Annotated in this window: 19 protein-coding genes; 16 read left to right on the forward strand and 3 right to left on the reverse strand. The window is 49.0% G+C overall.

Annotated features, from left to right (window positions below):
• The first annotated feature begins 75 nt into the window (after positions 1–75).
• The 4 genes from AC790_RS00310 to AC790_RS00325 all read left to right on the forward strand — a co-directional run bounded on the left by AC790_RS00310 (position 76) and on the right by AC790_RS00325 (position 6,574).
• Entirely contained in the window at positions 76–2,385 is a 2,310-nt protein-coding gene (locus AC790_RS00310) for a type I secretion system permease/ATPase (RefSeq protein ID WP_049850565.1), read from the forward strand.
• Positions 2,382–3,623 carry an HlyD family type I secretion periplasmic adaptor subunit gene (locus tag AC790_RS00315; RefSeq protein WP_049850566.1) on the forward strand — a complete coding sequence of 414 codons (1,242 nt, stop codon included), beginning with the start codon at positions 2,382–2,384 and terminating at the stop codon, positions 3,621–3,623. Before AC790_RS00310 ends, AC790_RS00315 begins: the two co-directional genes overlap by 4 nt.
• 5 nt (positions 3,624–3,628) lie before the next feature.
• Complete coding sequence (locus AC790_RS00320; RefSeq protein ID WP_072093379.1) at positions 3,629–5,521, forward strand: TolC family protein; 1,893 nt, start codon at positions 3,629–3,631, stop codon at positions 5,519–5,521.
• Between the two features lie 348 nt (positions 5,522–5,869).
• The gene (locus AC790_RS00325; RefSeq protein ID WP_009127550.1) at positions 5,870–6,574 is read left to right on the forward strand and encodes an MgtC/SapB family protein; all 705 of its coding nucleotides are present in this window, start codon (positions 5,870–5,872) and stop codon (positions 6,572–6,574) included.
• A gap of 348 nt (positions 6,575–6,922) precedes the next feature.
• Here AC790_RS00325 and AC790_RS00330 read toward each other — a convergent pair whose 3' ends face one another.
• From AC790_RS00330 to AC790_RS00340, 3 genes are all read right to left on the reverse strand, one after another.
• Positions 6,923–8,164, reverse strand: a complete 1,242-nt coding sequence (locus tag AC790_RS00330) for a hypothetical protein (RefSeq protein WP_049850567.1) — start codon at positions 8,162–8,164, stop codon at positions 6,923–6,925.
• Between the two features lie 132 nt (positions 8,165–8,296).
• Positions 8,297–9,313: a tyrosine-type recombinase/integrase gene (locus AC790_RS00335; RefSeq protein ID WP_049850568.1), complete on the reverse strand. Its 1,017-nt coding sequence runs from the start codon at positions 9,311–9,313 to the stop codon at positions 8,297–8,299.
• A 9-nt stretch (positions 9,314–9,322) separates the two neighbouring features.
• Positions 9,323–9,928, reverse strand: coding sequence for a phage repressor protein CI (locus tag AC790_RS00340; protein WP_049850569.1), 606 nt, complete (start codon positions 9,926–9,928; stop codon positions 9,323–9,325).
• 89 nt (positions 9,929–10,017) lie between these two features.
• Between AC790_RS00340 and AC790_RS00345 the strand changes: the two genes are divergently transcribed.
• The 12 genes from AC790_RS00345 (at position 10,018) to AC790_RS00395 (ending at position 16,791) form a co-directional block, all read left to right on the forward strand.
• On the forward strand, positions 10,018–10,254 hold the full coding sequence (locus AC790_RS00345; protein WP_034911927.1) for a hypothetical protein: 237 nt from the start codon (positions 10,018–10,020) through the stop codon (positions 10,252–10,254).
• 34 nt (positions 10,255–10,288) lie between these two features.
• Positions 10,289–10,798 (forward strand): phage regulatory CII family protein, encoded by a 510-nt coding sequence (locus AC790_RS00350; RefSeq protein ID WP_049850570.1) that lies wholly within the window; start codon positions 10,289–10,291, stop codon positions 10,796–10,798.
• A gap of 2 nt (positions 10,799–10,800) precedes the next feature.
• Entirely contained in the window at positions 10,801–10,992 is a 192-nt protein-coding gene (locus tag AC790_RS24000; RefSeq protein ID WP_072093380.1) for a phage filamentation protein Fil family protein, read from the forward strand.
• Positions 10,956–11,294 carry a DUF5347 domain-containing protein gene (locus tag AC790_RS00355; RefSeq protein WP_009127565.1) on the forward strand — a complete coding sequence of 113 codons (339 nt, stop codon included), beginning with the start codon at positions 10,956–10,958 and terminating at the stop codon, positions 11,292–11,294. The genes AC790_RS24000 and AC790_RS00355 overlap by 37 nt, the downstream gene beginning before the upstream one ends.
• Before the next feature lie 67 nt (positions 11,295–11,361).
• Complete coding sequence (locus AC790_RS00360) at positions 11,362–11,589, forward strand: DUF2732 family protein (protein ID WP_009127567.1); 228 nt, start codon at positions 11,362–11,364, stop codon at positions 11,587–11,589.
• Complete coding sequence (locus AC790_RS00365) at positions 11,589–11,816, forward strand: TraR/DksA family transcriptional regulator (protein WP_049850571.1); 228 nt, start codon at positions 11,589–11,591, stop codon at positions 11,814–11,816. The genes AC790_RS00360 and AC790_RS00365 overlap by 1 nt, the downstream gene beginning before the upstream one ends.
• The gene (locus tag AC790_RS00370; RefSeq protein ID WP_235440708.1) at positions 11,753–12,130 is read left to right on the forward strand and encodes a DUF5405 family protein; all 378 of its coding nucleotides are present in this window, start codon (positions 11,753–11,755) and stop codon (positions 12,128–12,130) included. The genes AC790_RS00365 and AC790_RS00370 overlap by 64 nt, the downstream gene beginning before the upstream one ends.
• A complete protein-coding gene (locus tag AC790_RS00375) occupies positions 12,123–14,132 on the forward strand; it encodes a replication endonuclease (protein ID WP_049850573.1) in 2,010 nt (669 codons plus the stop codon). Before AC790_RS00370 ends, AC790_RS00375 begins: the two co-directional genes overlap by 8 nt.
• A gap of 101 nt (positions 14,133–14,233) precedes the next feature.
• Positions 14,234–14,422 carry a hypothetical protein gene (locus AC790_RS00380; protein ID WP_049850574.1) on the forward strand — a complete coding sequence of 63 codons (189 nt, stop codon included), beginning with the start codon at positions 14,234–14,236 and terminating at the stop codon, positions 14,420–14,422.
• A gap of 112 nt (positions 14,423–14,534) precedes the next feature.
• Positions 14,535–14,792: a hypothetical protein gene (locus AC790_RS00385; RefSeq protein ID WP_049850575.1), complete on the forward strand. Its 258-nt coding sequence runs from the start codon at positions 14,535–14,537 to the stop codon at positions 14,790–14,792.
• Between the two features lie 291 nt (positions 14,793–15,083).
• On the forward strand, positions 15,084–15,677 hold the full coding sequence (locus AC790_RS00390) for a hypothetical protein (protein ID WP_049850718.1): 594 nt from the start codon (positions 15,084–15,086) through the stop codon (positions 15,675–15,677).
• 10 nt (positions 15,678–15,687) lie between these two features.
• On the forward strand, positions 15,688–16,791 hold the full coding sequence (locus tag AC790_RS00395; protein ID WP_049850576.1) for an ImmA/IrrE family metallo-endopeptidase: 1,104 nt from the start codon (positions 15,688–15,690) through the stop codon (positions 16,789–16,791).
• The last annotated feature ends 14 nt before the right edge of the window (positions 16,792–16,805 follow it).

A 16,805-nucleotide genomic window follows, 5' to 3' on the forward strand; every position in this document is an offset into this window, starting at 1 on the left:
ATTTTCCCAATTCAAACAGGTACAACGGTGGGCAATCTGCTCACCGTTTTTTGTCAGGTTTACAGGAGTCGGGAAATGGTCGACCAGAAGCAGGATGCTGTGGAGCAGGATGCGCGTTCTGTTGCTCGTATTGAAACCACGGTAGATGACACGTTGTTAAAAAGCGTGGCTTGGATCTGCAAACACTACAAACGCGAGAAAAGTGAAGAAGCGCTGGTGGCCGGTTTGCCAAAAGCGACATTGCTCTCACCCTCACAGGCCATGACTGCGCTAGAGAATGCGGGTATCACCGGCGGCATGGTGGAGCGGCGTCTGCAAGATTTACCGGAACAACTGATGCCGATGATTCTGCTGCGCAAAGAGGGCGGCGGGTGCATTGTGCTGTCGCGCCGCATTCATACCAATGAGGAGAATCAGCGCGAACTGCGTTTCCAGTTGGTGATGCCAGAAGTCAGTGCCTCTGCTGTCGAGATGAGCATGGCGGAACTTTATGAGATCTACGCTGGCTTTGCCGTGATGGCAAAACCGACAGCGGTGGTGGATGAACGCGCCAGCGAAATGTTGCCGGAAGTGAAAGGCCACTGGCTGTTTTCCACACTGTGGCGCTATCGACGCTACTACCGCAGTGCGGCAATTGCGGCTGTGTTGATTAACGTTTTAGCGCTCTCCAGCATCTTCTTCACCATGAACGTTTATGACCGCGTGGTGCCAAATCAGGCGTTTGTGACGCTGTGGTCGCTGGCGATTGGCGTCACCATCGCCATGGTGTTTGAAGCGGTAACGCGCTTTGTACGTGCTCATCTGCTGGATATGGCCGGTAAAAAAGCCGATCTGGTGCTGGGTAGCATGCTGTTCCGCCAGGCACTCTCAATCCAGATGGAACATAAACCGGCTTCTTCCGGTACGTTTGCCAACCAAATCCGTGAGTACGAATCCGTGCGCGACTTTGTGGCCTCGGCGACGCTGGCAGCCATTTCCGATCTGCCCTTCATTCTGATGTTTGTCGGCGTCATTTTCTTCATTAGCGGTCCGCTGGCCATCATCCCTCTGATGATGATCCCCATGATCATCATCGTCAGTGCCGCGATCCAGTGGCCGCTGGCGCGCATCATGAAAGAGAACTTGCGAGATGCTTCGCTTAAACAAGGCGTGCTGATTGAGTCGGTTGAAGGCATGGAAACGCTGAAAGCCGTTGGTGGTGAAGCGCATATGCAGCGTCGTTGGGAAAACTTCAGCGCGCTGCAATCAGCTAACTCGATGAAATCAAAACGTTACTCGACGCTGGCAACCGGTGTGGTGACGTTCCTACAGCAATTCCAGACGGTAATGTTGGTCGTAGCCGGTGTTTATCTGATTAACGAAGGCACTTTTACCATGGGTGCAATGATCGCGACCGTCATGCTCGCCAGCCGTGCCACCGGTCCACTCGGTCAGGTAATTGGCCTGGCAGTTCGCTATCAGCAGGCAAAGGCGGCATTAACCTCGTTAAACAAGCTGATGGAAATGCCCGTCGATCGCGACAGCAGTAAAACCTACCTCACGGATCCTCCGCTGAGTGGTGAGATCACGCTGAGCAACGTCAACTTCTCCTATCCGGCTCCGCCGATGAAGCCCAATCCGGAGATCCTCAAAGATATCTCGTTAAGCATCAAAGCCGGAGAGCGTGTGGCGATTCTGGGTCGTATCGGCAGCGGCAAGTCCACCTTGCTACGTGTAATGGCGCGTTTGTACCAACCCGTGCAAGGACAGATATCCGCCGATGGTCTGGATGTGAACCAGATTGATCCGGCGGACTGGCGTAAAGCGGTGGGTTTTGTCGGCCAGGATGCACGTCTTTTCTACGGCACGCTGCGCGAAAACGTCATGATTGGGCGTCCAGATGCGACGGCCAATGAGCTGCTGCGCGTGCTTAATCTCACCGGTTTGGATCATGTCGCCGCACGTCACCCGAGTGGGATCAATCTGACGGTAGGAGAGGGCGGTGAAGGTTTGTCCGGCGGTCAGCGTCAGCTGGTTTCCCTGGCAAGAACGCTGTTAACGCGCCCTAAAGTGCTACTGATGGATGAGCCGACCAGCGCAATGGACAGCATGACTGAAAACCAATTCCTGGCGCATTTACGTCGTGCCAGTGAAGGACACACGCTGATTGTGGTGACGCACCGTCCGTCCATTCTGGCGCTGGTTGATCGCATCATCGTGGTGGAAGAGGGAAAAGTGGTCGCAGACGGCCCGAAAGATCAGGTTCTGGCCGCGCTGGAAGGAAAAAATAAAGTTCGTCGGCCGCGTCAGGCAGTTGAACAGGTAGTGGATGCCCCAGCCCCCGCAAACGATGCTTCGGCAGTGTCAGCGCCGGTGGAAGCAGCAGCAGAGGAGGCTGCAGTATGAGCAAATTAATGCCATGGCGTAAGAGCGCGAAAGGTCTTTCCGCTGCTGATGCCGAATTCATGAATGACGTCCAGGCTTCACTGCTGTCACAAACCACACCCGGTTCCAAGCTGGTGATGTGGATCATCATTGCGGTATTAGGTGTCGGCATTACCTGGGCCAACTACGCGCGAGTGGAAGAGATCACCAAAGGAGATGGCAAAGTCATTTCTCGTAGCCGTGAACAGGTCATACAGAGCCTGGAAGGCGGCATTCTGGCTGAGATGAACGTGCGGGAAGGTACGGTGGTGGATCGCGGTGATGTGCTGCTGAAGATTGATCCGACGCGCGCGCAATCAAGCTACCGCGAAGTACTGAGCAAAGTAGTGGGTTTGAAAGGCAGCATTGCACGCTTGCGTGCAGAGGCTTATGAGCAGCCGTTGATGTTTGATGAGCAGGTAAAAAGCGATCCGGCCGTTGTCTCACAGGAAACCAAAGCCTATGAGTCACGTAAAAGGGCTTTGAATGACAGTGTTAACTCGCTGCAACGTAGTTATGCACTGTCGATGCGCGAGATTCGTCTGGCAGAGCCGCTCGCTGCTAAAGGTCTTTTGTCAGAAGTCGAATTGCTGCGAATGCAGCGTCAGGCGAACGACATTCAGGCGCAAATCGTTGAACGTCGTAACCGCTATCAGTCTGACGCTCATGCAGAGCTGGCGCGTATGGAGCTTGAGCTGGGCCAGGTCAGTGAAAACCTTATTGGTCGTGCCGATATCGTTGAGCGTACCACCATTAACGCGCCGGTTCGCGGCACGGTGAAAAACGTGCGTGTTAATACCATCGGCGGGGTGATTCAGCCGGGCGAACATATTCTGGAAATCGTTCCTCTGGAAGAACAGCTGCTGGTAGAGGGAAAAATTCGTCCTTCGGATGTGGCATTCCTGCGCCCTGGTTTACCGGCCAAGGTAAAGATCACTGCCTACGACTTTGCAATCTACGGCGGGCTTGATGGACACGTGGAGTACATCAGTCCGGATACGTTGAAAGACGATCAGAAAGCCGCCAGTGGACGTCCGGATGATACCTACTATCGCGTATTAATTTTGACGGATAAAAGCACCTTACATGCGGGCAATAAAGATCTGCCGATTATTCCCGGCATGATCGCTACCGTCGAGGTGCGCACGGGTGAGAAAACCATTCTCGATTACCTGCTGAAGCCGGTCCTGAAAGCCAAAGAAGCATTCCGCGAGCGTTAATAATCATGAAAAATAATAACAAGATGCGCCATACACAGGCGCGTCATCTCTCTTTGCTTGCCGTATGTGTCGCGGTTGTGATGGCACCCGCGGTTAATGTAATGGCTGATTCCACCAGTGAGCTGATGATGTTTGCGGAGATGAGCGGCCATCGCCCGATTGCGCCACCTCCGAAAGCGGTGCGAGCGCTACCTGCGCCGGTTGCAGTTGCGCCAGCACCCGTGCCATCGGTATCTGCGCCAACCTTCGCGCGGCCAATAATATCTCAGCCCAAACAGCAGCCAATCGTTGCTGAAAGGCAGATTCCTGCGCCCGTTCATATTCAGCAGGTTCAGCCGCCAGCTGCGCCAACGTTGCCGCCTGCGGTAGCAGAGATTCCTCAACAACGTGCAATTGTTGAGCCACCGACATCAGCCAGGGCCATGTCTACTTATGCTGCGGAGATACAGGGCGGCGGCTTCCTGACCGAGGAGCAACGCCGTCCCGAAGCACAGCCGTTTAATCCGATGCAATCGGTGCGTAGTGTTAAGCAAGAGCCGCAACCTGCGCAGACTACGTCTTATGCGCCAGCAGCTAGCTCCCCGGCTAATTTCAGTTATGTCAGCCCGTCTGTTGCAAGCGATCCGGTAGGGAAAAGCTCGCCGGTGATGCTCAGTGGCACGTCGAATGAAACGGTCGCAGAAAGTGAAATTCGCCAAAAGTTTCTCTCAGCTGCACGCATTACCTGGCGAATCAGCCCGGCGTTGAGGTCCTATATCGCGCAGGGCGATGCGGCTGAGGCCAGCGTTGATGAAGCCAAAGGTCAGCGTTGGCCGCAGGTTGATGTCAGCGCTGCTTCAGCCACGAAAGAGTTTGGTAGCGGCACTAAAAATTACGAATACCAGGGCAATACGCCATCCTTAGGAGTTTCGGTGGCGACCAACCTTATCGACTTTGGCCAAACGAGCCGTACCATCGAAAGTCGCGAGGAGCGCGTGACGTCGGCAAGGCAGTCGGTTCAGGCTCAACGCGAAGATCTGGCAATGCAGGTGACTAATGCGCTGATTGAATGGAATAAACAACAGCACGTTATCAGCATCAGTAAGCAATATCTCGCACGTATGGCAGACCTAACCAAGATGTTGAGTGGAATTGTTCAGTCTGATGCGGGACGTCGTAGTGAATTGACGCAGGCGAAAGGGCGCTTACTTCAGGCGCAAAGCTACCTGGAAAATGCCGAATCACGCGCGCGTGATGTAGAAATCACCCTGAATCGCCTGATGGGCAATAGCCGTGTGACTTTGCCAGCCAGCGACAATTGGGCTCTATCGTTTGGTGACTTAAATCGCCAGTTGGCCAGCCTGGATGTCCATCCTCTGATCTTACGCGCCAGTGCTGAAGAGCGTGCAGCGTTCAAAGAAGCCGAGGCGATTAAAGCCTCTGGTTTACCCAAGCTCAACTGGACGGTAAGCAAAAACACGCGCGAAGATCAGTTGGGACGACAACAGGCGTGGCAAACCGGTTTGAACGTAAGCTGGGGCTTGTTCCGCGGTGGTTCCACTAACGCCCAGGAAATTGCTGCGATTAAGCGCGCCGAGGCGAGCCGTCAGCAAGTGCAGGAGCAGCGTCGCGATCTGGAAAACCGCGTGCGTGCTGCTAACCAAAATGCGCATTCAACGGCTGAGCGCGCCACATTATACAAAAACCTGATCGTGGAATCTGACCGTATCCGCAAAGACTTTTATGATCAGTGGTATCACTTAGGTCGTCGCACATTGCTGGACGTACTGAGTGCTGAAAGCGATCTGTATAACAACCAGGTGAGTGAGGTCAGCAACCGCTTTGATAGTTATGCCGCCATTATCAGTGGTTACGCTAACTCAGGCACACTGAGCCGTTGGCTGACGACGGGACGATAAGCATGCACATTTAACCCGCTTCGGCGGGTTTTTCGTCATAAACCCAAATTAAACGAAGTGGATTTTGCGGTTGGCAATGCAGCGCAAGGCGCTCTAAAATCGCGGCGAATTTTTACTCAAGAGGATAACGACATTGGACACAAGTCCCGAACGATTACAACAGGCTCTTGCGGTAAGATAGCTCTTGTAACGCTGTCTTAACCGCGCGTTAAGACGGTAGATATCCTTTCTGAATCTCTCCTTTCATTAGCGTAATGCTGCTGATTCACGGCGGTATTGGCACTGTCTGTAATCCATTTTTAACCTGTGTTTTTCCGCACTCTTAAATGCTGCGGAGTGAGGTCTATTATGGATTGGAAAATCTTTTTACTGCGCGTCACCGTCGCGTTGGTGTTGGGTGCGTTAATTGGCTGCGAGCGTCAGTTACGTCAACGTATGACTGGACTGCGCACCAATGCGCTCGTTAGCACCGGCGCATGTCTCTTTGTTTTGATGACGCAAAGCGTACCCGGCATCGCAACTGATGCATCGCGGGTTGCGGCTTATGTCGTCTCAGGGATCGGCTTTCTCGGCGGTGGCGTGATCATGCGTGATGGCCTGAACATCCGCGGATTAAATACCGCCGCAACCTTATGGTGCACGGCTGCTGTTGGCGTGCTGTGCAGCATGGGACTGCTGTTGGAGGCAACCATTGGCTGCATGGTGATCCTGTGCGCCAATATCCTGTTGCGCGAGTTGGCGCTTGGCATTAACCGCCAAACCATCGTCTCAGCCGCCGAAGCGATACAGCACTATAAAGTGCAAATCATCTGTCTGGCACAAGACGAAGTTCAGGTACGCAGCCTGATGCTGCATACGCTGGGTGGCAGCGGCTTACGTCTGCAATCACTACATAGTGAAGACATGGATCCACCACATCGTATGGAGGTTAATGCGGAGGTGATGGGAAATCCGACATTAACCGATCAGCTTGAGAGCCTGGTGAGCCGTATTAGCCTGGAGAAAGGTGTGAGCTCGGTAAGATGGCAGGTGAGTGAGTTGGAGCGGGATTGATACTCAGATACGCTTTAGAGAACGGGTCGCCATTTAATCGCCACTTTGGGTTACATACAAAAAAGCCACCTTTAAAGAGGTGGCTTAAATGAATGATTTACATCACTAAATTTGGTGGCCCCTGCTGGGTTTGAACCAGCGACCAAGCGATTATGAGTCCCAATTTGAAGCGAGTGAAATCAGTAACTTACTGTTTTTTATGTTTTCTTTAGGCCGAATAGTGATGAAAAGTGGCACATAGCGTTGCGCTCTGCTGCCACTTTGCTGCCAAACTAACGAACGTAGTACAAACTCAACATATTACGATTATTTTTTAATATAGAGGCATTTGTAATTTGCTAGGTAATATTAATTCATTAGCTTCAAAATGCCTATCGCAATACCACTAGGTAAAAGAGTTATGTTACCATTCGATTTAAATGATTTTGAATCCACAAGATTTTCATTTTCAATTTGTAGTTTTTTAAATTGTTGCTTTTGATATTTAGTTAATATATTGAAAGTTATTTCTTTGTTATTTGATGCAAGTTCAGATCTATATTTAAGCAAAGAGTCCACGTTTTGTAAAACAATATCATTAATGATTGAATTTTTCATTCCGATAAATAAAATATAATTTTTTTTAAAGAAAAACCAGTCGCCTGATATTTCACTTTCACCTAAAGTAATGGTTTTTTTGTGCAAAAAGAAACTTCTGTCAAAATTTCCATTTTCACTATGTCTAGCGTAGTAAGGAAGTTCATTTGCCGTATTAACACTTACTCTGTTTTCATGTAAATCAATGATTCTATCACGTAATAAGCCAAGTAGTTTTGACTCAGGAGATAGGAAGTTCATTACTTTATAATAAAATCCTAACCTTTTTGATAGTTTCTCTTCTTCTAAATTAATATTAGATGAACCTGACGGAGGATCAAGCAGGTAGCACTTCAATTTCTGGTCTCTTCCTTGAGGACAATAAGCTATTGTTCCATAATTAAAATCACCTAGATAAGGATGATTGCGATTGGAAGACATTGCTTTCTTTTTTTTACCTATATCACTAGCGTGATTATATATGCTACTACTTTTGGAGCTAATATCATTTGAACTAGATCCTTTGGCCTCAATCTGAACTACTCCCTTGGCTGTTATAGCGTATCTAAAATCAAAGGCCTTGATATCTAATTCGGGAATTACTGCCCAGTCTGCTTCATTAACTCCAATTATCCTAGAGATTACAGATATGCCAATTGATTCACCAACTCTTTTCATTACAATTGCGGACTCGGGGGTAGAATCTTCTTGCACACGTAGTGAATTATTCGATATTTCTAAATCGTCTATAAAATATTGAGTCGCACATTCTATGGCATTAATCAAATCATCTCTTTGAGTGTATTTTTGAGATTTGGTAATTTTTTTAGAGAATAATGAATTGATTAAATATTCTGCTCCCGTAATTTCAATTCCCTCAGATACTATTTTTTTCATGTTATCAATGAAAGATTTATCATATCTACTGGTATCATTGAGAAGACGCTTGTGTTTATCATCATAATATTCCACTGAAATATTAATTTTTGACGATGTTAATTTTTCAATATCCAAAATAAGTTCCTTTTATAAGGTTATCTTTTTATATGATTTTCATTGCAAATATTAGTTAAATGTCGCCAGTCTTTTTACATATATATTAAAAATATTAGATTTAGTGAAATTTATTACAAAGGGTTCATGTTTTTAAGTGATTGAATTTAGTGGGTTAAGCGACATCGCTTCAGATAAATGGTCTGGTGCGAAATGTGCATACCTCATTGTTACCTTAATATCTGTATGCCCAAGTATCCGCTGAAGCACAAGAATATTGCCGCCGTTCATCATGAAATGAGACGCAAACGTATGGCGCAAAACGTGTGTTAGCTGCCCAGCAGGAGTTTCGATACCGGCGCGTTGCATAGCCTTTCTAAAGGCTGAATAGCATGGTTTAAAGAGCACCTGCGCTTTCCTGCTGGATGGCAGATCAGCCTGTAATTTTTCAGTTATCGGCACCGCTCGGTTTTTCTTGCCTTTAGTTTTCACGTAGATGATTTGACCGGTGCGGATTTGGTTTCCCTTTAAGCCTTCGGCCTCACTCCATCGTGCGCCAGTTGCCAGGCAGATTTTCACAATGGTCGTCAGGTCTTTGGAGCGGCTGTTCTCACATTCGGCTAGGAGGGTTTTAATTTCCTCAATGGTGAGATAAGCCATCTCGGATTCACTGATTTTAAACTCGCGCACGTTCTCAAGCGGATTAGGCGCGGTCCATTCATCCAACCGGCGCAGCTCGTTAAACATCGCCCTGAAATAAGCCAGCTCTAGATTTACCGTGCGCGGCGTGACCGTTTTAACTCGAGTGGAGCGTGTGATCTTTCCGCTTAACCGCTGCTCGCGATAAGACGCAAAAATTTTCGCGTTGAACTCGGTTGCGAATGGGTTTCCCATAGCTTCGCAAGCGAACGCCATTGTGGTTCGCCGCTTCTCACCATCCGCCAACGTAATGCCATGCGTGTTGAACCACAATTCAACCAGCTCAATTACCCGCCGCTTATCTGCTTTCTCTCCCAGCCAAGGCTTATCTTGAACCTGCTCTTTTACGAACTTCTCATAAGATTGTGCTTCGCCCTTTGTCGCAAATTGTCGGCGAATCCTTTTGCCATCACGGCCGTTTGGGAAAACCTGTGCCTGCCATTTCCCGTTGGGTAATTTGTTTATTGCCATGCTTTGCCTTTAGAGGTACTCAGTGCGGGCAACGACTTTGCCCAAAACCTTGATGTCGTCTGCCTTGCATTCAAATGAGGCTTTTCCATTCTCAACGCGGATGCGCCCGCCGGGAAAACGGTACAGCTCTTTAACGCTAATGAGCTTATCAATCTCAATGAGCCACAGCCCATCGGTGATCTCTGCGGCGGTCATATCAACCAGGTAATTCTGTTTCTCGAAATGTATTAATAGAGGGGCTTTAATATCACTTGGTAAGAGCTGAGCGTCATATTCAACCCAATCAGATGATAAAAAGTTCCCATTTGTGATTTTTCTAAGTTCGATTTTGGATGATGGCTGATCTTGGTTTGTGATGTTCGAATCACCGCGTCCATATGTCAGCCACTCAAGAGAAGTGCCGGTTTCCATCGAGCAAATCAGAACCCAATCAGCAGGAAAGTTCCCACGCATTATGCGGTTAGCCATAGTGCTTTGAGACACATCTAAGTGCCGACACAGCGCCTGTCGAGATGCAAAACCGTATGCCTGAACGATGCGCTCAATGGGATCTTTACCACCCTCTGGTAAAGTTGGAGCTTTACGACTCGTAAAATCTTTCGTTGACCTTTCCAATTTGTGATCCTAATATTCACTCGTCGTATCAAGACGTGTTTAATAGTGATGAATAGAGTTGGCTAGAACTCAACAGAGGATAGTGCATCATGACCCGTAAACTTTCAATGCGCCCATCAATCAATCTCGTGATTTCGGAACCGTATATTACTGTCGAAGAGTTCTGCCGTCGCACAGGTTACAAGGAAGGCACCGTTCGCCAGATGTACCGCGAGAACCGTTTGCCCATAAGGAAGAAAGAGGGCTTAAACGGACTTATCGAAATCAACATGGTTGCTCTCACTATCGAAGCCGCTGCTGGCTGCGAAATCACAATGCAGGCTTGATGCATCCATATTGGGATAACGTGAGGTATTAAGCATGTTTGATTTCAGTGTCTCCACACACAGTCATTTTGATGAAGCGTGTCGCGCGTTTTCTGCGAAACACAACATCATACAGCTGGCTAAAAAGGCGGGGCTTAATCCGCAAACTATCCGTAACAAGCTCAACCCGGAGCAGGTCCATCAGCTTACCGTTCGTGAAATGCTGATCCTGACCGACCTTACGGAAGACTCAACGCTGGTTGATGGTGCATTGGCTCAACTGCAATGCCTGCCATGCGTACCAGTCAATGAGGTATCACAGGAGAATTTACCGGCTTATGTTCTCAAAGCTACCGCCGAAGTAGGACAGTTAGCCGCTGGCATTGTGAGCCAGAAGAAATTTACCTCGGCCTCCCGGCGCGGATTTGTGCAGAACGTTAACGCCGGCATTCGCTGCCTGACTTTAGCTGCGATAGCCGTTCAAACGCGTGTGCATTCAAACCCTGCAATGGCTGGCACTGCAGATGTGTTAAGCGGTATCGGCGCATCAATAGGGGTTGTGTAGTTATGGCGTTTTCAGTTGCGCCGTTTCTAAAACGGCAAAGCCCTTCACACGCATTCGGCCACGGCTGGATCGCAGCTGAAAATGGCAGGCGCTGGCATCCGGCAAACTCTCAAGCCGAACTGCTGGCAGGTTTAACTGGCTACAGGAAAAAAGTGACATGGCTTACAAAGCTGAAAGCATCACTGTTCAAATGAGCGCCGGGCAACGAGTGAGTGCGCTTAATCATATCGCGGCACTACGTACCATGATGTACGGCGATTGTGGAAATGAGCTAAAGCGGTTCATCAGTGATATGCGTAATACTCGTGATCCACAGTACGAACAAAATAACCGAGCAATGAGCGCCATTTTCTTTTTGGCAAACATCAATAAAGAACGTCACAACGTTGAATACAGTGAATTGACGAGTGACGAAATTACCGCGCTGATAGGTGCAATGAATCACTTTCGCGCAGTCGTGAGTTTATTTCCCAAGAAGCTAACGCTTCCAAATTAATTAACCTGAAAAATAAATGGCGTAAACCCGCCGGGCTTTTTTTTGCCCAAATTCTGGAGAAAGTTAAATGCGAAATATTGAAACCCGAAATTTTGAAGCCGATGCAGAAGTGCTAAACGCGATGCTGAGTAAGGCCAAAAGTGAGCAGCGATCAGATGATGCGCTGGCCGTATCTGTTCGCCTGGCTGCATTAGCAATTCATGCAAGAAACAAAGAAATGTCAGCTGCTGAAATTATCGAACTGTTGGACAAAGAATCTGCTCGCTTCGAGAACCAATCACGGGAGCTGCACTAATGGCCGACTCAATGGATCTGGTACAGCAGCGCGTCCAGGAAGAACTGGCGCGCAATCTAGCAACGGCTATTCACCGTCCTGCAGGTGCGAGTGAGTTTTTCTGCCTGTCATGTGATGCAGCTATCCCAGAAGCGCGTCGCCGCCTATTGCCGGGTGTCGAGCTATGCGTTACATGCAAAGAGATCAGCGAATTGAAAAGCGTGCATTACAAAGGGGCCGCGCTTTGAGAGTCCAGATTGATGACCTTTATGCAGTGCGCGCGTTGAAATCCAGTGAGCCGGGCAAGCCGCAACAGTTGGTGTTAGAGAAATTCAGCTGGCTTGAGATTGATGGCGTCCGTCAGCGCGTGCCGCAAACCATGGCCGTGTATGAGTCGAAAGTGCTCTTGATGCGCGATCTGGCTGCTGATGTAATTGGTCGCCGTGTTTTGCGTGGCCAGATGAATACAACTGCGGGCTTTGTGGCGGAAACCCGCCGCATCGCCGAGTTGGTAGAGGCTGCATTGCAAGAGCTGGCTGAACTTCAGGCCGCGCATGTCTGAAAGCCTTCCTGATCTCCTTACTGGTGAATATCACGCCGTAAATCAGCAGCGGCGTGAAGTCTTTGGCATGTCCGCTCCGGCGGATATGTCCCTTTCTGAGCGCCGTCTCTGGAATGTGAATCCAGAGGACCACAACTGGCGCAGCCAATACCTGCAAAATATGCCGGATTATCTGGCCGGTTACTTTGCCGATCGCTACAGCAAAATCCTCTCAGCAAATAATGGCCGCCGTCGGGCCAATGCGTTTTTGCGCCAGACTATCGGTCAGAACGTATTGCCACGCCTGCAGCTGGTTCGCAGTCGCTATCGTCTTGATGAAGCCGCTCAACATGAACTGCCGTTCATCAAGCAGCTTGATCGGCTGCCCACGCTTGACCGGCAGGACGTGCGCGATCTGGCTTATAAAGTCGCATCCTATCTTTCGCTTAGCCTGGCTGAGTTTGTCGATAAAACCTCTATGCCGCAGGAAGCAGACGAGCAGACCGTAACCTGCATTGCGTATCGCTACGTTGCTGAACTGGCCGCATTGACAGGCACGCAGCCGCCATATTGGGCTGAGTTCAAAGCCTGCAAAGGTGAGCTTACTCTGCGCAAGGCACAATCGGGTCTATTGCGCATGATAGCGCCAGAGTGGTGGCGCGGCCGTCTTAAGCAGATGCGCGATCTCCAGCGCGAGCACATGGCAATCGCTGTTGGGCAGGTGCAAAAATCTGCTTCACCTTACGTTTCACGCGGCACGCTGGCGGAATGGGTCGAGCAGAAGAAACGCAACCGCGATTTCTTCAAACGCTACGACCTGATGAACAAAGAAACCGGTGACCGTATCGCAATGGATGAAATGGTCAACCGCAGCACCGCGAACCCGGCCATGCGCCGCCGTGAGCTGATGACCAGAATGCGCGGCTTTGAAGACATCGCCAATGAAACCGGCTGCGTAGGGGATTTTTATACGATCACCGCGCCGTCGCGTTATCACTCCGTTTACAGCCAGGGCGGTTTCATTACCAAATGGAACGGCTCAAGCCCGCGCGATACGCAGCGCTATCTCTGCCGCGTTTGGGCGCGCATCCGCGCCGCGTTGTCCCGCGGAGAAATCCATGTTTACGGCTTCCGTGTTGTGGAGCCTCATCACGACGGCACGCCACACTGGCACTTGCTGCTGTTTATGCTGCCGGAACATCGCGAGCGTGTGCAGCAGGTCATGCGTGAGCACGCCTGCAAAGAAGACGCCGACGAGCTGAACACGCCGCAGGCGCGCAAAGCGCGTTTTCACGTTGAGCCTATCGATCCCACCAAAGGCAGCGCCACGGGTTACATCGCTAAATACATCTCCAAAAATATCGACGGCTTCGCAATGGACGGCGAGAAGGACGATGAAACCGGTTCGAACATGCGTGATATGGCGAAAGCCGTTTGCGCGTGGGCGTCTCGCTGGTGCATCCGCCAGTTTCAGCAGATTGGCGGCGCGCCGGTCACTGTTTGGCGCGAGTTGCGCCGTCTCGGCGATACGCGCTTATCAAACGAGAAGATGGACGCCGTGCTGGCGTCTGCTTCCGTTGCCAGCTGCTGGGCGTCTTACACTATGGCGCAGGGTGGCCCGCTGGTCGCGCGTGATGACTTGGTGATCCGCCTTTGTTACGAGATCACCGAAATGGGCAACGAATACGCGGAGGACGTGCAGCGCGTTCAGGGCATCTACTCACCTCACTATCAGGATTCTGAAGTATTCACGCGTCTGGTGAAGTGGGAAGCCGTTGCCAAATTAGCCGACGCATCAGCGGAGGCTGGCCCTTCTGGCGGCATCGCCGCCCCTTGGAGTTCTGTCAATAACTGTACGGGGCCGGAGCGCCGGCGGTTAGAGCTGGAACTAAAAGCCCGTGGTTTTGAGGGGCATGAGGAGGAAATTAGCCTCCTTTCCCGAGGATGCAGCATAAATTCAGGCGCGCGAATGCGGCTGTTTTACCGAAACGGCAGACTTCAGGAACAAAAGATAACCATCTGATTAGTCCAGAGGATTTCTCACGGAAGGTAAAAAAACATTTCACATTTCGAAACTCATAATATACTGTACGTATAACCAGTTGTTCATTGTGCGGAGGGAATATGCAGGATTATTTTTTGGAGTCGATGAAGCTCCAGCGTATTGATTTATTTATGAAACTTGTTGCTGCTAGTGATTGCACGGATGACGAGAAGCAGCTTGCCATTCAGTGGGTCTCTGAACTGACCGATGAGCTGATGCGGAAAGTCAGAAGCCACGAATATTCGCGCATGATGCACGCTTCAGATTAGTTTTTTCAGATGTCACGCGTAGCAATATGTGATCGGATGGAAGCTACATATCACGCCGGGATGCTTACGGAAGGTGAGTCCGAACATAACGAGAGTTGCGAGGCGTTAAGCCATGGCTAAAAATCCCGAAAAATTCCAGATCGTTTACCGAGGTGAGGTACTCACTTACTACAAGCCAGGTGAATGGGTGTTTTTCCAACGGCCGAAAGAATGCGGCGGGGGTTACTGGCTCGGTAAAACCTACGACTTCGTTTTCATGCTTGAGATTCCACATCCCATTTCTTTACGGCAGGGCATGGATTTTCTGAACGAAGCAGAAGGAATTGGCACCCACAAACTCGATTCTGTGGACGACTTCAAACTGGAGTGAAGAGTGCATGACTATGCCGCATGAATTCGCATGATCCGAAAAGGATCGCTTTACCCTCGGCCCGCCAGTTCTGGCGGGCTTTCGTTTATGTCATGCAGGTGCATGAAAACCGCATCATAAAGCGGGCAGGCGTGGCGGGGGTACGAGCGCGCGCATCTTCACCTGATGTTTAATCGTAGCGATGTGATGAGAGTATTCAAAGCTGCACAAAGGTGGTTGACAAAGACTGAGATATGCACCAACATCCAAGTTGACAAAACATCATTTATGCACTCTTGGAGAGAGTTCTTTATGCCTAATCATTGTTCCCCATGGGAGTTTTACCCACAGCTTAGTGAAAGTCGTTTGAGTGTCATTGCTGAAGAACTACTTAAAGTCCTCGATGCTACTTATGAGCAGCTTTCAACGCCATTGGATGATAATTACACTCGTGGAACCTGCACTTTTGGCAGGCAACGCAACAAGATTTTGGAAATCGGTTTAAGTGATGAACATGAATGGATGGAAATTACTAACTCTGGAATGGATATAACATTCAATATTGGGAATATTCCAGTTCGTTTCTTCGCTGATGACCCGGAGAATCCTAAAAAACCTGGGTTCTACCGCCGTAACGAAGTTGATCAGTTGTTCGAGCCAGAAATCGCCGTCCCCACGATGCATCGTTTTGTCGTCGAGAAGCCAGAGTTTGAAGGGGAAGGCGCGAGAGTTCATTTCATTGGCTACAACGTCATGGAAGAAATTGTGTCAAAATGGACTTACGGTGAAGGGCGTATTACTACGCTTCATTCAACTGATGATACTCCTCCAACTCCTGTTACGATTGAACTGGATCCAATCAGTGCTTCGTTGCCTGAGAAGGACAAAAAAAGTAATTCTAAATAGTAGGTGAAAAGTGTTTAACGGTTCTAATTTACGCCTGGCTCGTCTGTATCACGAGCTATCACTTGAGCAAGTAGCTGAACGGGTCGAAAAGACCCGTCAATATATTCAGCGTCTGGAGTCTGGTGCAGCTGCACCTACTCCTGAGCTTGCTCATAAATTAGCTTCCGCTTTGCAGGTTAGTCCTGATTTTTTCATCGATGAACAACCTGTAGTTATTAATGAAGAAATTGTGCACTTTCGCAAACGCAGCTCTACTCGGTTAGCGACTAAACTGAGCACTATTGCTAAGGCTGAACTTTTTAAAAGACTTATTGATGTATTTGAAAATGAGCTAAATTTACCACCAGTAAAATTTCCTCAATTAAAAGTTTCGACACAAGAGGAAATTGAGAAGGCTGCTGAGCAGTGCCGAGTCGAATGGGGACTTGGTTTTGGTCCAATAGAAAATATGACTCGGCTGGCTGAAAAGCTCGGTGCTTTCGTAACCTCATTTGATTCAGTTTCTGATGAGGTTGACGCTCTATCTGTACCGTTAAGTCGGCCTTTTATTGTTAGAAACACTGCGAAAAAGTCTCCTTGTCGGCAGCGATTCGATATCGCTCATGAAGTTGCCCATCTAATACTTCATGAGGGTGTGTTAACAGGGGACCGTATTACTGAATCTCAAGCTAATCGTTTTGCTTCTGCTCTTTTATTACCAAGATCTGCTATGGCTAAATATTTTCCAAAGCCGGTGGGCGGTAGAATTGATTGGCAAGGTTTGAGTCAGTTTAAATTAACATGGAAAGTGAGCAAGGCTGCCATTATATATAGAGCGCATCAATTGTCATTACTTAGTGACGCACAATACAAGACTGCATTTTTTGGATTGAAACGTAAAGGTGAGGCTATTGATGAGAAGGAAGATTGTCTAATTATGCATGAAAGACCTGAGTTATTTAACAAGGCGCTAGCTTTTATTGTTAATGAATTGGGTTATGATGTTGATAAGATTTCTAATAAATTGAATGTTGAGCCTGGCTTAATATTGAATTTAGTTAATGATGAAGAACTCTTGAAAAAGAGAGCGTTAGTTGAGAATAACGTCATATCTTTATCCTCCTATCGCTCATAAGTGAGTTTAAGACC

Source organism: Pantoea sp. RIT-PI-b, from assembly GCF_001187905.1.
Classification (GTDB): Bacteria; Pseudomonadota; Gammaproteobacteria; order Enterobacterales; family Enterobacteriaceae; genus Pantoea; species Pantoea nemavictus.